This is a genomic window from Leisingera methylohalidivorans DSM 14336 (assembly GCF_000511355.1).
GTDB lineage: Bacteria > Pseudomonadota > Alphaproteobacteria > Rhodobacterales > Rhodobacteraceae > Leisingera > Leisingera methylohalidivorans.
Map to the genome: position 1 here is coordinate 1,606,895 of NC_023135.1, position 14,051 is coordinate 1,620,945.

General features: G+C 60.1%; 12 protein-coding genes. 10 read left to right on the forward strand and 2 right to left on the reverse strand.

Features of this window, described 5'->3' with window-relative positions:
* Positions 1 to 12 precede the first annotated feature (12 nt).
* From gmk to phoB, 9 genes are all read left to right on the forward strand, one after another.
* The gene (gmk, locus tag METH_RS08000; protein ID WP_024089934.1) at positions 13 to 654 is read left to right on the forward strand and encodes a guanylate kinase; all 642 of its coding nucleotides are present in this window, start codon (positions 13 to 15) and stop codon (positions 652 to 654) included.
* A complete protein-coding gene (locus METH_RS08005) occupies positions 651 to 1,172 on the forward strand; it encodes a gamma carbonic anhydrase family protein (protein ID WP_024089935.1) in 522 nt (173 codons plus the stop codon). The genes gmk and METH_RS08005 overlap by 4 nt, the downstream gene beginning before the upstream one ends.
* 102 nt (positions 1,173 to 1,274) lie before the next feature.
* Positions 1,275 to 2,315 carry a sensor histidine kinase gene (locus METH_RS08010; protein WP_024089936.1) on the forward strand — a complete coding sequence of 347 codons (1,041 nt, stop codon included), beginning with the start codon at positions 1,275 to 1,277 and terminating at the stop codon, positions 2,313 to 2,315.
* Positions 2,316 to 2,520: 205 nt separating this feature from the next.
* Complete coding sequence (locus METH_RS08015; protein WP_024089937.1) at positions 2,521 to 3,561, forward strand: substrate-binding domain-containing protein; 1,041 nt, start codon at positions 2,521 to 2,523, stop codon at positions 3,559 to 3,561.
* Positions 3,562 to 3,671: 110 nt separating this feature from the next.
* Positions 3,672 to 5,144 carry a phosphate ABC transporter permease subunit PstC gene (gene pstC, locus METH_RS08020; RefSeq protein ID WP_024089938.1) on the forward strand — a complete coding sequence of 491 codons (1,473 nt, stop codon included), beginning with the start codon at positions 3,672 to 3,674 and terminating at the stop codon, positions 5,142 to 5,144.
* Entirely contained in the window at positions 5,144 to 6,496 is a 1,353-nt protein-coding gene (gene pstA / locus METH_RS08025) for a phosphate ABC transporter permease PstA (protein WP_024089939.1), read from the forward strand. Before pstC ends, pstA begins: the two co-directional genes overlap by 1 nt.
* Before the next feature lie 13 nt (positions 6,497 to 6,509).
* Positions 6,510 to 7,307 (forward strand): phosphate ABC transporter ATP-binding protein PstB, encoded by a 798-nt coding sequence (gene pstB / locus METH_RS08030; protein ID WP_024089940.1) that lies wholly within the window; start codon positions 6,510 to 6,512, stop codon positions 7,305 to 7,307.
* A gap of 17 nt (positions 7,308 to 7,324) precedes the next feature.
* Entirely contained in the window at positions 7,325 to 8,035 is a 711-nt protein-coding gene (gene phoU, locus METH_RS08035; protein ID WP_024089941.1) for a phosphate signaling complex protein PhoU, read from the forward strand.
* Positions 8,036 to 8,038: 3 nt separating this feature from the next.
* Complete coding sequence (gene phoB, locus METH_RS08040; RefSeq protein ID WP_024089942.1) at positions 8,039 to 8,728, forward strand: phosphate regulon transcriptional regulator PhoB; 690 nt, start codon at positions 8,039 to 8,041, stop codon at positions 8,726 to 8,728.
* 72 nt (positions 8,729 to 8,800) lie between these two features.
* On the opposite strand, the gene METH_RS08045 is transcribed toward phoB, so the two are convergent.
* Positions 8,801 to 9,712 (reverse strand): LysR substrate-binding domain-containing protein, encoded by a 912-nt coding sequence (locus METH_RS08045; RefSeq protein ID WP_024089943.1) that lies wholly within the window; start codon positions 9,710 to 9,712, stop codon positions 8,801 to 8,803.
* A 99-nt stretch (positions 9,713 to 9,811) separates the two neighbouring features.
* On the opposite strand from METH_RS08045, the gene METH_RS08050 reads away from it, so the two are divergent.
* Positions 9,812 to 11,032 carry an acyl-CoA dehydrogenase gene (locus METH_RS08050; protein ID WP_024089944.1) on the forward strand — a complete coding sequence of 407 codons (1,221 nt, stop codon included), beginning with the start codon at positions 9,812 to 9,814 and terminating at the stop codon, positions 11,030 to 11,032.
* Positions 11,033 to 12,483: 1,451 nt separating this feature from the next.
* Here METH_RS08050 and METH_RS08060 read toward each other — a convergent pair.
* Positions 12,484 to 14,034 carry a trimethylamine methyltransferase family protein gene (locus tag METH_RS08060; protein ID WP_024089945.1) on the reverse strand — a complete coding sequence of 517 codons (1,551 nt, stop codon included), beginning with the start codon at positions 14,032 to 14,034 and terminating at the stop codon, positions 12,484 to 12,486.
* Positions 14,035 to 14,051: the final 17 nt, after the last annotated feature.

Here is a 14,051-nt window from a genome sequence, read left to right on the forward strand (position 1 = left end):
AGGAGTGTCCTGATGGCGGATCGCCGCGGCCTTTTGATCATCCTCTCATCGCCTTCGGGCGCTGGTAAATCCACCTTGGCCCGCCGCCTCATGGCCTGGGATCCGGGCCTCAAATTCTCGGTCTCCGCTACCACCCGCGCCCCGCGCCCGGGCGAAGAGCACGGCCGTGAGTACTACTTCATGTCTGAGGACGAGTTCCGCCAGAAGGTGGCAGAAGGCGGCATGCTGGAGCACGCTCATGTGTTTGGTAACTTCTACGGCTCCCCTGCGGGGCCGGTGAAGGACACCATCGAGGCAGGCCAGGACGTTCTGTTCGACGTCGACTGGCAGGGCGAAATCCAGATCCGCAACTCGGACCTCGGCAAGCACGCGCTGTCGATCTTTATTCTGCCGCCGTCGATCCCTGAACTTCGCCGGCGCCTGGAAACCCGCGCGCAGGACAGCGACGATGTGATTTCCAAACGGATGCAGAAAAGCTGGGACGAGATCAGCCACTGGGGTTATTACGATTATGTGCTGGTCAACGATGATCTGGACGAGACCGAAGCACGCCTGAAGACCATTGTCGAAGCCGAGCGCATGCGCCGTATTCAGCAGCCCCGGCTTCAGGACCATGTCCGCACCCTGCAAACCCAGTTCGAGGAGCAGTCATGACGTTGTATGCACTAGGGGATCACCAGCCGCAGATTCACGAAGACACCTGGGTCGCCCCGGATGCCAACCTGATCGGCAAGGTGGTGATGGAGGCAGGCGCGTCGGTCTGGTTCGGTGTCACCATTCGCGCCGATCACGAGGAAATCCGCATCTGCGAGGGCACCAACGTGCAGGAAAACGTGGTGATGCATATTGATGCTGGCTACCCGCTGACCATCGGCAGGAACTGCACCATCGGCCATAAGGCGATGCTGCATGGCTGCACCATCGGTGAAAACACCCTGGTCGGCATGGGCGCCACCATTCTGAATGGCGCCAGGATCGGCAAGAATTGCCTGATCGGCGCCGGCGCCCTGATCACCGAGAACAAGGAAATTCCCGACAACTCCCTGGTGATGGGCAGCCCTGGCAAGGTGGTGCGCGAGGTGGATGAAGCGCTGGCTGAAAAGCTGACCCAAAGCGCGCTCCTGTATCAGGACAACATGCGCCGCTTCCGGGCCGGGCTGAAGCCGCTGTAAGCAGGCCGGCGTCTGCCGCTTTTTGCGCTGGTTGTGCGGGTCCGCCACATCAGCTTTACACAGCAGCGCTAGGCAGGCCGTAAACATTTACGCGGAGGTCTGATGACAACTGATCTGATTGACGGATTTCTGGCGGCGATCCCGATGCCTGCGGTGCTGGTGGACCAGACCGAACGTTTCATCGCCGTGAACAGCGCCGCTGCCGCCTTGCTGGGCCAGGAGGGGAAGGGGCGTCACTTCGCCACTATTCTGCGCCAGCCCAGCGTCGCAACTGCGATCGAAGCCTGCCTTCGGGACCGGGAGCCCCGGACGGCCCGCCACCTGGCCAACGACAGCGCCCAGGACACCACCTTTGATGTCACGCTGCGCTATGTGCCGGGTATTGGCGCGGTCAGCGGCGGCGCGGTTCTGGTCTGCTTTGACGACGTGACCGAGCGTGAGCAGGCCGGCCAGATGCGCCGCGATTTCGTCGCCAATGTCAGCCATGAGCTGCGCACGCCGCTGACTGCCCTGATCGGCTTTATCGAAACACTGCGCGGCCCGGCCAAGGACGACACCGCTGCCCGCGACCGGTTTCTCGCGATTATGGAGGGTGAGGCCAGCCGGATGAACCGCCTGGTCGGGGATCTCCTATCCCTGAACCGGGTTGAAGGCGAAGAACGGGTGCGGCCAAAGCAGAGCGTCGATCTGGGCGCCCATCTGGGATCGACGCTGAAAACCCTTGCCCCGGTTGCCGAGGCTCGCGGCGTGTCAATGAACCTGGAGGCACCGCAAGGCGGCATCTTGGTCACTGGTGATCCGGATCAGCTGCAGCAGGTCTTCACCAACCTGTTGGAAAACGCCGTGAAATACGGCGGCGATGAGGTTCGGGTGCTGCTGAGCCGGTCCGAAAGGGACCCGGCCGTGCGGGCAGCAGCCGCGCGGGTCCAGGTGATAGATAACGGTCCGGGAATCGATCCCGTGCACCTGCCGCGCCTGACTGAGCGCTTCTATCGCGCCGACAGCCACCGCTCGCGCGAAATGGGGGGCACCGGGCTGGGGCTGGCGATTGTGAAACACATCATCAACCGCCACCGCGGGCGGCTGCGGGTCGAAAGCGAATTAGGGCAAGGGTCCGTTTTCACAGTCATCCTGCCGGAATAAGCTCCTGAAGCTGCTAGGAAACGATCCAAGCTGCCGCCGAACGACCCGGCGGTGGTTTTCTTCTTCGTGTCACTTTTTTACTGCAGGAACGCGGTTTGTCATGCAGCTGTTACACAGGCGTCACAAAAGGCTCATCAGCGGCTTCTAAGAGGGGGCACAAGATCATCGACGGGGTGATCGACCATTGAAACTCTTGGAGACACAAATGTCCTTTGTGAAACTGACCGCTTCCACCTTGGCAATCGCCGCCGTATCGGCGACCGCTGCAGCTGCCCGCGATCAGGTGCAGGTTGCCGGTTCGTCCACCGTGCTGCCCTATGCCTCGATTGTCGCAGAAGCCTTTGGCGAAAACTTCGACTTCCCGACCCCGGTCGTGGAATCCGGCGGCTCCTCGGCGGGGCTCAAGCGGTTCTGCGAAGGCGTCGGTGAAAACACCATCGACGTCGCCAATGCCTCGCGCAAGATCAAGGACAAGGAAATCGCCGCCTGCACGGAAAACGGCGTGACCGACATCATCGAGGTCCGCATCGGCTATGATGGCATTGTGTTTGCCTCCGACATCAACGCCAACTCCTTCGAGTACACCCCGACCGACTGGTTCCTGGCGCTGTCCGACAAAGTTCTGCTCGACGGTCAGCTGGTCGACAACCCGAACCAGACCTGGGCCGATGTAAACCCGAACTTCCCGGCTGTGGACATTCAGGCCTTTGTTCCGGGCACCAAGCACGGCACCCGCGAAGTGTTCGAAGACAAGGTGGTCCTCGCAGGTTGCGAAGCCACCGGCGCCTTTGACGCCTTCAAGGAGGCCAACGGCGGCGACAAGAAAGCGGCTGAGAAAGCCTGTATTGCCCTGCGCACCGACGGCAAATCCGTCGACATCGACGGCGACTACACCGAGACCCTGGCCCGCATCGAGAGCAACAACGACGGCGTTGGCGTCTTTGGTCTGGCGTTCTATGAGAACAACACCGACAAGCTGCAGGTTGCGACCATGTCCGGTGTGGTTCCTTCGACCGAGAGCATCGCAACCGGTGAATACCCGGTGTCCCGCCCGCTGTACTTCTACGTCAAGAAAGCCCACATCGGCGTGATCCCCGGCCTCAAGGAATATGCCGAGTTCTTCGTCGCGGATGAGGTTGCCGGCCCCGATGGCCCGTTGGCCGAATACGGTCTGGTTGCTGACCCGGAGCTGGCAGACACCCAGGAATCCGTGACCCAAGAGGCGGTGATGGGCGGCAACTCCTGATCCTGCCCCGCGCCTGAACCAGTGACGCCGGGGCGGTTCCGACCGCCCCGGCTCTTGTTACCTGCCCGGCACTGTTTCTGCCTTTATGCTACCACCCAACGGAGCCTTCTATGCCTACGATCTGGCTTGTCGTTCTCCTGCTTGCGCTGGCCGCAGCAGGATTTTACTGGGGGCGCGCACGCGCGCTCAGCAGTGCAGGAGGAGATGCCAGAGAGCTGCATTCCCTGCCGTCCTACTATGGCTGCCATGTTGCCCTGTCGGCCTTTGTGCCTGCTATCACCGTGCTGGTGGTTTGGCTTCTGGTGCAACCCTTGCTGATCGAAAATCGTGTCTCGGCGCTGATCCCGGCCGAGGCCGTTCCCGAGAGCACCACGCTGGGGCTGGTGATGAGCGACGTGCGGCGGGTTGCCGAAGGTCTTGATCTGGTGGTGGAGCAAGGCCTGCTGTCGCGCAATGAGGCCCGCAACCTCGACAGCACCCGCGGTGATGTGCGGGCGTTGTTGGGTGAGGTCGGCGTGGCGCTTGGCACTGACGTTCGCCCGGAGGTTCTGTCTGCCGCGCAGGCCTTCCGCAACCTCGCAGCCACCGGCAAGACTGCCATGACCGCGGTTGTCACCCTGCTGGCGCTTGGCGGTTTCGGCTGGGCCTACAGCCGCACCCACAAGGATTTCCGCGCCCGCAACGTAGTGGAGCGCGGGGTGATGGCGCTGCTGATCCTCGCAGCCTCGTTGGCGATCCTGACCACCGTCGGCATCGTGTTGTCGATGCTGTTCGAGACCCGCAACTTTTTTACCCTGCACAGCTGGGCTGACTTCTTCTTTGGCACCACCTGGGCACCCAACTTCCGCGGTGACAGCGAGCTGTCGATCCTGCCGCTTCTGTGGGGCACGCTCTACATCTCCTTCATCGCGCTGTTGGTTGCGGTGCCGGTGGGGCTGTTTGCCGCCATCTACCTGTCGGAATACGCCAGCGGTACGGTGCGCGCTTTTGCCAAGCCTCTGCTGGAAATCCTCGCGGGCATCCCGACCATCGTCTACGGCCTGTTTGCGTTGCTGACCGTTGGGCCTGCGCTGGTGGATGTGTTCGGCAAGGGTGGCCTGTTGGGCGTTGAATGGATGGCGGGCGCCACTTCTGTGCTGACTGCCGGTTTGGTGATGGGGGTGATGCTCATTCCGTTCGTCTCGTCGTTGTCGGACGACATCATCAACGCGGTGCCGCAGGCGATGCGCGACGGCTCGCTGGGGTTGGGCGCCACTAAATCGGAAACCGTGCGCCAGGTGGTGATTCCGGCAGCATTGCCGGGCATCGTCGGCGCGGTGCTGCTGGCCGCTTCCCGCGCCATCGGCGAGACCATGATTGTGGTGATGGGGGCAGGGGCGATCGCCAAGTTCTCTGCCAACCCGCTGGAGTCGATGACCACAATCACCACCCGTATCGTCAGCCAGCTGACCGGCGATACCGACTTTGCCAGCCCCGAAACCCTCGTAGCCTTTGCTCTGGGCCTGACCCTCTTTGTCCTGACCCTCTGCCTGAACGTCCTGGCGCTCTATATTGTACGCAAATACCGGGAGCAGTACGACTGATGACCGATCTCAGCCAATCCCCCGCCGCGCCCCGCGAACACGGCGGTTCGCTGCTGGAGAAAACCCCGCATACCCAAAAACGCAATGCCGCAGAAACACGGTTCAAGGCTTATGGCATTGCGGCCATCGCTGCGGGCCTGCTTATGCTGGCGGTCTTGGTGACCACTATCGTCAGCAAGGGCACCGGTGCCTTTCAGCAGACCTTTGTGACGCTTCAGGTCGAGTTGCTGGAATCCAAACTCGACAAGAAAGGCAACCGTAACCTGACCGACATCAGAAAAGTAACCACTTTCGGCTATGCCCCGATCATCAAGGGCGCGATGACTGCCGCGGTTGCGGAGCTGGGGATTGAGACCAGCCTCAAACCCAAAGCGCTGGCCGGCATCCTGTCTAAAAACGCCGCCGCCCAACTGCGCGACTACGTGACCGCCAACCCGGACCAGATCGGCCAGACGGTGGAGTTCCGCTTCCTCGCCTCTGGCCGCGTCGACGGCTATCTGAAAGGCCGGGTGACCCGGGAGAGCATCGTCAACGACAAGAACATCTCGGCCGAACAGCTGGATCTTGTTGATGCATTGGCTGACAACGGAGTGCTGAAAAAGACCTTCAACCTCGACTTCATCACCGGCGCCGATGCCTCCGACGCCCGCCCCGAGGCGGCCGGTATCGGAGTGTCGATGCTGGGGTCTCTGTTCATGATGCTAGTGGTTCTGGCGCTGGCACTGCCCATCGGTGTTGCAGCCTCGATTTACCTTGAGGAATTCGCGCCGCAAAACTGGCTCACCGACATGATCGAGGTGAACATCTCCAACCTCGCCGCGGTTCCGTCTATTGTGTTCGGCATTCTGGGTCTTGCCGTCTTCATCAACTACATGCATCTGCCGACCTCGGCGCCGCTGGTGGGCGGTCTGGTGCTGACGCTGATGACCCTGCCGACTATCATCATCTCCACCCGCGCCTCGCTGAAATCGGTGCCGCCGTCGATCCGTGATGCCGCGCTGGGGGTGGGGGCGTCCAAGATGCAGGCGGTGTTCCACCACGTGCTGCCGTTGGCTGCGCCCGGCATCCTGACCGGCACCATCATCGGCCTCGCCCAGGCGCTGGGGGAAACCGCACCGCTGCTGTTGATCGGCATGGTCGGCTTCATCGCCTCCAATGCGCCGGAAACCCTGGCCGACGGTCTGCTGGCGCCGAACTCGGCAATGCCAGCGCAGATCTACGAATGGGCCAAACGCGCCGACCCGGCCTTCTACGAGCGCGCCTGGGGCGGCATTATCATCCTTCTCATCTTCCTGGTGACCATGAACACGCTGGCCGTGATCCTGCGCCGCCGCTTTGAACGCCGCTGGTAAAAGGGGCATAATAATGAACGACATGACCTTGATGGAACACACCGTGGACACACAGCCAATCAAAATCGCTGCGAAAAACGTCAACGTCTATTACGGCGACAGTCAGGCGATCAAAGACGTAAGCGTCGCGATCGAGAGCAACACCGTCACCGCCTTCATCGGCCCTTCGGGCTGCGGCAAGTCGACCTTCCTGCGCTGTCTGAACCGGATGAACGACACAATTGATATTTGCCGCGTCACGGGCGACATCCTGCTAGATGGCGAAGACATCTATGACCGCCGCGTCGACCCGGTGCAGCTGCGCGCCAAGGTTGGCATGGTGTTCCAGAAGCCGAACCCGTTCCCCAAATCCATCTATGACAACGTGGCTTATGGTCCGCGCATCCATGGCTTGGCGAGAAACAAGGCCGAACTTGATGAAATCGTCGAGAAATCCCTGCGCCGCGGTGCGATCTGGGATGAGGTGAAGGATCGTCTGCACGCGCCGGGCACCGGCCTCTCCGGCGGTCAGCAGCAGCGCCTGTGCATCGCCCGCGCGGTCGCCACCGAACCCGAGGTGCTGTTGATGGACGAACCTTGCTCGGCACTCGACCCCATCGCCACCGCCCAGGTCGAGGAGCTGATCGACGAATTGCGCGCCTCCTATTCGGTGGTGATCGTCACCCATTCGATGCAGCAGGCCGCCCGCGTCAGCCAGATGACCGCCTTCTTCCACTTAGGCAACTTGGTCGAGTTCGGCCCCACGGGCCAGATCTTCACAAATCCCGAAGATCCGCGCACCGAAAGCTACATCACCGGCCGGATCGGCTGATCTATAGGAATATCAACATGGTAGAACAGCACATTGCATCGGCATTCGACCGCGATTTGGAGGCTATCCAGGCCCGGATCATGAAAATGGGCGGTTTGGTTGAGAGCGCCATCCGCGAAGCTGCCCAAGCCTTGGAAACCCGCGATGAGGAACTGGCGCTGACCGTGCGTCAGGGCGATAAGGCGATTGACGGGCTGGAAGAGCTGATCAACGAGGAAACCGCCCGCCTGATCGCACTGCGCTCCCCCGCCGCCTCGGACCTGCGGCTGGTGCTCTCTGTGATGAAGATTGCCGGTAACCTGGAACGCATTGGCGATTATGCGAAAAACATGGCCAAGCGCACCGGGGTTCTGGCCCAGGGACCAAGTATCAGCGAAGGCACCTCTGCCCTGCGCCGGATGGCGCGCGAGGTGGAACGGATGCTTAAGGACGCGCTGGATTCCTACATTCAGCGCGACGTGGAGCTGGCCCGGGACGTGATAGAGCGCGACCGCGACGTGGACCAGATGTACAATGCCCTGTTCCGCGAGTTCCTGACCCACATGATGGAAGACCCGCGCAACATATCGGCCTGTATGCACTTGCACTTCATCGCAAAAAATACCGAACGCATGGGGGATCACGTGACTTCGATTGCCGAACAGGTGATCTATCTGGTCACCGGCGAAAAGCCGGAAGAAGACCGCAAGAAATACGACACCACCTCAACCACACCGCAGGAGATCTGACCAATGGCTGCCGATCAGCCCACTGTTCTGGTTGTAGAAGACGAAATGGCCCAGCGGGAAGTGCTGGCCTATAACCTCGAAGCTGACGGCTTCCGCGTGCTGCGGGCCGAACATGGCGAGGAAGCGCTGCTGGTGGTTGAGGAGGACACGCCCGATATCATCATCCTTGACTGGATGATGCCGAACCTCAGCGGTATTGAAGTGTGTCGCCGTCTGAAGACCCGCGCCGAAACCCGCAACATTCCGGTTATTATGCTGTCGGCCCGGTCTGAGGAGGTGGACAAGGTCCGCGGGCTTGAAACCGGCGCCGATGATTACGTGGTGAAACCTTATTCAGTGGTTGAGCTGATGGCCCGCGTGCGCACCCAGCTGCGCCGGGTGCGGCCGTCCACTGTCGGGGTGCGGCTGGAGTATGATGACATCGTGCTGGATGCAGAGACCCACAAGGTCAGCCGTTCGGAACACCCGTTGAAACTGGGTCCCACCGAATTCCGACTGCTCTCTACTTTCATGGAAAAGCCGGGACGGGTATGGAGCCGCGAACAACTGCTGGATCGAGTCTGGGGCCGAGACATCTATGTCGATACCCGCACTGTTGACGTCCATATCGGGCGCCTGCGCAAGGCGCTGACCCAGCATGGCGGCAGTGATCCGGTGCGCACCGTGCGCGGCGCCGGATATGCGCTCGGCTGATCATTCATCAAGGCGTGTAGGGGCGGTGCACAGGGGGCTCAGTTATGGCGTCCCCTGATTTCGCCGCGGAATTTATCGCGGCAGCGGATCCTCTGGCTGCGCCTTGCCAGCCAGCCATCTGCGGAATTTCTTCAGCGCCGGAGCGGTTGATTTGCGCTCCGGCCAAACCAGGTAATATGCGCCTTCTGTCTCCACCGGTTCCGGGTGCAGCGCCACCAGACGGCCCGTCGCCAGGTCCTGTTCCACCAGGTAATCCGGCATCAAAGCGACTCCCAACCCATGCAAGGCCGCCTGAGTTATGGTTGCGAATTGATCATAGATCGTACCGCTCAGATCGCCGCTGGTAGCGACGCCGTGCTGACCAAACCAGTCACGCCAAGCCATAGTCCGGGTTTGAATATGCAGCAGTGGCAGTTTCAGAATTTCTTTTGGTTCGCTGATTAGCCGCCCGGCCAGGAGCTGCGGTGCGCAGACCGGCAGCAGCTGTTCGTGCTTGAGCAGCAGAGAGTCCGTGCCAGGCCAAGATGCGTCACCAAAATGAATAGCTGCATCAAAGAGTTCTGAGCCAAAATTAAACGGCTCCAACCGGGTCGACATGTTGATGGTCACATCCGGGTGCAGCCGGGAAAACTCCGGCAATCGCGGCATCAGCCAGCGCATTCCAAAGGCAGGGAGAATGGCCAGATTCAGCGTGCCCGCCAGCGGCGCGGCTTGCAGCCGCAAGGTGGATTGCACGATTTGGTTCAACGCCTGCCGGATCTCGGCCGCGTAATCCTGCGCTTCCGACGTCAGCATCAGCCGTTTCTGGTCGCGCTGCACCAGCGCCATCCCCAGTTGCCGCTCCAAAGTCTGCAATTGGCGGCTGACGGCCCCTTGCGTCAGGGCCAGTTCCTCCGCTGCGGCAGAGGCGCTGCCTAGCCGGTCCAGCGCCTCCAGTGCGCGCAGCGAGGAGATTGATGGCAGGAATTTCCGCGGAACGTTCATGTATGAGTTCTTGTCATGGTTTCTTGCGAAAGTCTCGCTGTTTTTTCCGGTTACCTCCCGTTAGGGTTTGGAAGAGTTTCGAACCACTGAGGTGATAAAGTGAACGACAAACCCGCGCTGCGCGCCAAGGATGCCCCGGACCTGGGCCGCTTCAACTGGGAAGACCCGCTGAGGCTCGAGGATCAGCTGACTGAAGACGAGCGTATGATTTCCGCTTCGGCCCGCGCCTACGCCCAGGAAAAACTTCAACCGCGCATCCTAAGCGCTTATGAAAACGAGGAAACAGATCCGGAAATTTTCCGCGAGATGGGCGCAATGGGCCTTTTGGGCACGACTATTCCGGAACAATACGGTGGTCTTGGCGGCGGCTATGTGTCTTACGGCCTGGTCGCCCGCGAAGTTGAGCGTGTTGACAGCGGCTACCGGTCGATGATGTCGGTGCAAAGTTCGCTGGTGATGTATCCGATTTACGCATACGGCAGCGAGGAACAGCGCCAGAAATACTTGCCCAAACTTGCCACCGGCGAATGGATCGGCTGTTTCGGCCTGACGGAGCCGGACGCGGGCTCGGACCCTGCCGGAATGAAAACCCGGGCTGAAAAGACCGAAGGCGGGTACCGGCTGACCGGATCCAAGATGTGGATTTCCAACGCCCCCATCGCTGATGTCTTTGTTGTCTGGGCAAAGTCCGAAGCCCACGGCGGCAAGATCCGCGGTTTTGTGCTTGATAAAGGCCTGAAGGGCCTGAGTGCGCCAAAAATTGAAAATAAGGCCAGCCTGCGTGCGTCTGTCACTGGTGAAATCGTTATGGACGGCGTTGAGGTCGGCGAGGACGCGCTTTTGCCGCATGTTCAAGGGCTCAAAGGTCCGTTCGGCTGTTTGAACCGCGCGCGTTACGGCATCAGCTGGGGCGCGATGGGGGCGGCAGAGGCTTGCTGGCACGCCGCCCGGCAGTATGGCCTGGATCGCACGCAGTTCGGTCGTCCGCTGGCCAACACCCAGCTGTTTCAGCTGAAGCTGGCGAACATGCAGACGGAAATTACTTTGGGTTTGCAGGCCTCGTTGCAGGTTGGCCGGCTGATGGATGCCGCCAACGCGGCGCCGGAAATGATTTCGATCATCAAACGCAATAACTGCGGCAAAGCATTGGAAATCGCCCGTATGGCGCGGGACATGCATGGCGGCAATGGAATCAGTCTGGAATTCAATGTCATTCGCCACATGGTGAACCTGGAGACAGTGAATACCTATGAGGGCACCCACGACGTGCATGCTTTGATCCTGGGCCGCGCGCAGACCGGACTGCAGGCATTTTTCTAAGAAAGCCAGGCAGCGCGGGGAACTGGCCGCGCGCTGCATTTACGCATTTCCGAATTGCATCTATGCAAATCCAGAACCTCCGTGTGCTTTTGCAAAGACCGGCAGGGGCTGACAGGGTGTACGGGGGCGAAGTTGGATTCAAAAGTGTTAATCGGCAGCTGAGCTAAGCGCTTGAATTCTAGTGGAAAATCACTTTTGGAGTGTACCTTGGTTAATTTCACGAAGGTGACCTTGCAATTTCCCAAATCTTTGCAGTGATTTTGTGGGTTACTTTTGCGCGGATGCAGGCCATTGCTTGATAGGGTGAGAGCCACTTAATCGTAGATTTCCGCAAAACTACTGCGTCCAACCTTCAGCGATGCCCCGTGGATTTTTCATTTCCGCAAGATCAAATTGCAGAAATACCATGAAGTTTCTGCTTGATGGATGGGTGCTTCTGTAAGGAATCTTTGCGAAATTGTCTTATTAACAATAGGTTATCACCCCAAGGCGCGTAGGAAAAGGGTTTTGGTAAAACTTTTTCAACTTGTTTGGCGGATGGGTCCGGCGCCTACCGACTAGCGCCAACGGCTCATGGGCGCTTTCTTCCCCGATCTTGAAGCGTGGTGACTATCTAGAGAATCGGTAAGGTCAGCGACCGTTTTAAACGGAATGCGATCGCGGGGACTACGAGCGGGGCGAGCCGGTCAAAGAGGCTTCGAAACCTGTCGGGGTAAGACAGCACCTTCTCTGTGCACGAAGGCGAAGGTCACGGCTTCGGTGTCTTGACGCGACGAGAAAAACACAAGGGACCGGCACCTATGGCGTGAACTGACCTGTGCCGCAGAGGCGCGTGTGATTTTGAATTGAAGCGATTCAGAAACGGCCCCAGCGGGGCGGTTGCCCGATGATGGTCAACGTGGTTTTCGCCATGGAGGTCGTTATCCTTTCGGCTGGCCAACGCAGAGCCGGCAGAGGGTTGGGGGGTATGTTTCAGGCCTGCTCATCGCGGGCTGGCGCCGAAAGCCTAACGACAAGTTTCCAGTTCGTCTCGACCGAAGGAGCCAGTTCGTCAGCATGGAGCGGACCTCGTTCCTGAGATCCCGAAAAACTTCATGATTTGATGATCCGCCGCGGTAGTTGTCATGATGACGCCGTCGCCGAGAGTTTTCTAGACTTGCTGATGCCCGGGAGGATCAGGCGGCGTTCCTATCGGATCCGCAAGGGAGCCAGGCAGCACGTGTCCGATTGCATCGTGATGTTCTGCACCCCGAAGCGAAAGCCTGCGAGGAACGGGATGCCGGTATACGCAGGCTCGAGCGACGGCAGAGGCTGAGACAAGCAGGCGACTCAGGAACGCGGTGCTCTTCAAATACAAACTTGCCCAAGGTGCCGGAGAGCAGTTCGTTTTTGAGCTGGCCGCAAAAAAAGCGGACCGGATAACTCCGGTCCGCCTGATATGATGCAGCAAGTTAAGCCGGGAGATGGATGTTGAATGCTTTCCGGATTGCCATGTCTGTTGCAGCATCGAACCGGGCAGCGGCCCGCTGCGACAGGATCTTCTCCTTCTTCGCAACCGCCTTTTGGATCAGATCGGGTTTCTCAAGTTCGACCCACTCCTTGGGTGAAGTCCGGTCGCCCAGATCCGGGTAAACATAGTCGATCTGCATCCGGCCAAGAGTCTGGTCGGTGCCCAGGTAATGACCGGGTCCGCCCAGGCAGGTTGCCCGCATCTGATCAAGCGCGAGGGTATCGTCGTTCACCTCAATCCCACGCACGCACCGCTGCGCCTGACCCAGCAAATCGTTGTCCAGGATCAGCGACTCAAGACAGAATCCGAGCAGTGACGCATGCATTCCGGCAGCTTCGTAGGCCATGTTGAGGCCGGAAAGACCTGCCATGACAGCAGAGCACATCTGTTCCCAGCCGGCCTGCATATCCGGCAGCTTGGAATCCGATGCACCAGCTGCGGCGCCGCCTGGCAGGTTGTAGAATTTGTGCATCTGAGCACAGCCCGCAGTGAGCAGCGCCTGTTCGCCGGAGCCCACGGACATCGCGCCGGTGCGCAGATCCAAGCCAAAGGGCCAAGTGCCGAAAATTGCTGGGGCACCAGGCTTTACAGCGTTAACATAAACCAATCCGGCGAGACATTCCGCAACCGCTTGGGTGATGGCGCCGGCGATGGACGAAGGGGCAGTTGCCCCGGCCATGCCCGCGGACAGCAGCAGCACCGGCATGCCGCCTTTGATACATTCCTCCATCACTCCACAGGATTCGGTTGCAAACTTCATTGGCGGAACCACAAAGCAGTTTGAGTTCGACACAAAAGGCCGCTCGCGCCATTTGTCTTCGCCGCCCGCAATCATGTGCAGCAGTTCCAGGCCCGGCTTCACAAAATCCGGTTCGGTAAAGGAGACACCAACATGTTTGGTGGTGCCGGCAGTGGTGGCATAGATGGAGTTCAAGTCCATCTCGAGATTGTCAGGGATATCGCGGCACACCATCGGACGCTGCACAAAGTGGATATTGTCCAGCTGGTCGCAGATGCGCGCGGCGTCGTGCAGATCCTGCACGGTCGAGTCGCGGTACTCCCTGCCGTTCACGTCCACAACGCTCACCGCAGCGCCTGCGGTGCCGTAATGAACCCGGCCGCCCGACAGCAGCAGGTCGGTTTTTCCGTCCCGGCTGAAGAGGGTGACGGAGCGGTTTGCCCTGGCAATCGTATCTTCAACCAGCGCGCGCGGGAAGCGGATCCGGCCGTCATCGCCCAGGATGCAGCCTGCAGAGGTCAGATAATCGATGCCGCTCTGCGGCGCGTCGGCGAGACCGATTTCTTCCAGCGCGGTCAGGGCTGCCTGGTGGATTTTTTCCATGTCAGCCTGGCTGAGCAGCTTCAGCGCTGTGGATTCCATGCCGGGACGCACCGGCCGCAGATGTTCCGGCAATCCAGCAGCGCGGGCTGCGCGGCGTGCGTTGCGCCCGCCGCTACGGCCAGCGCGGGACGGGGAGGTTTGATCGTTCATTATGTGAGCCTTTCAAG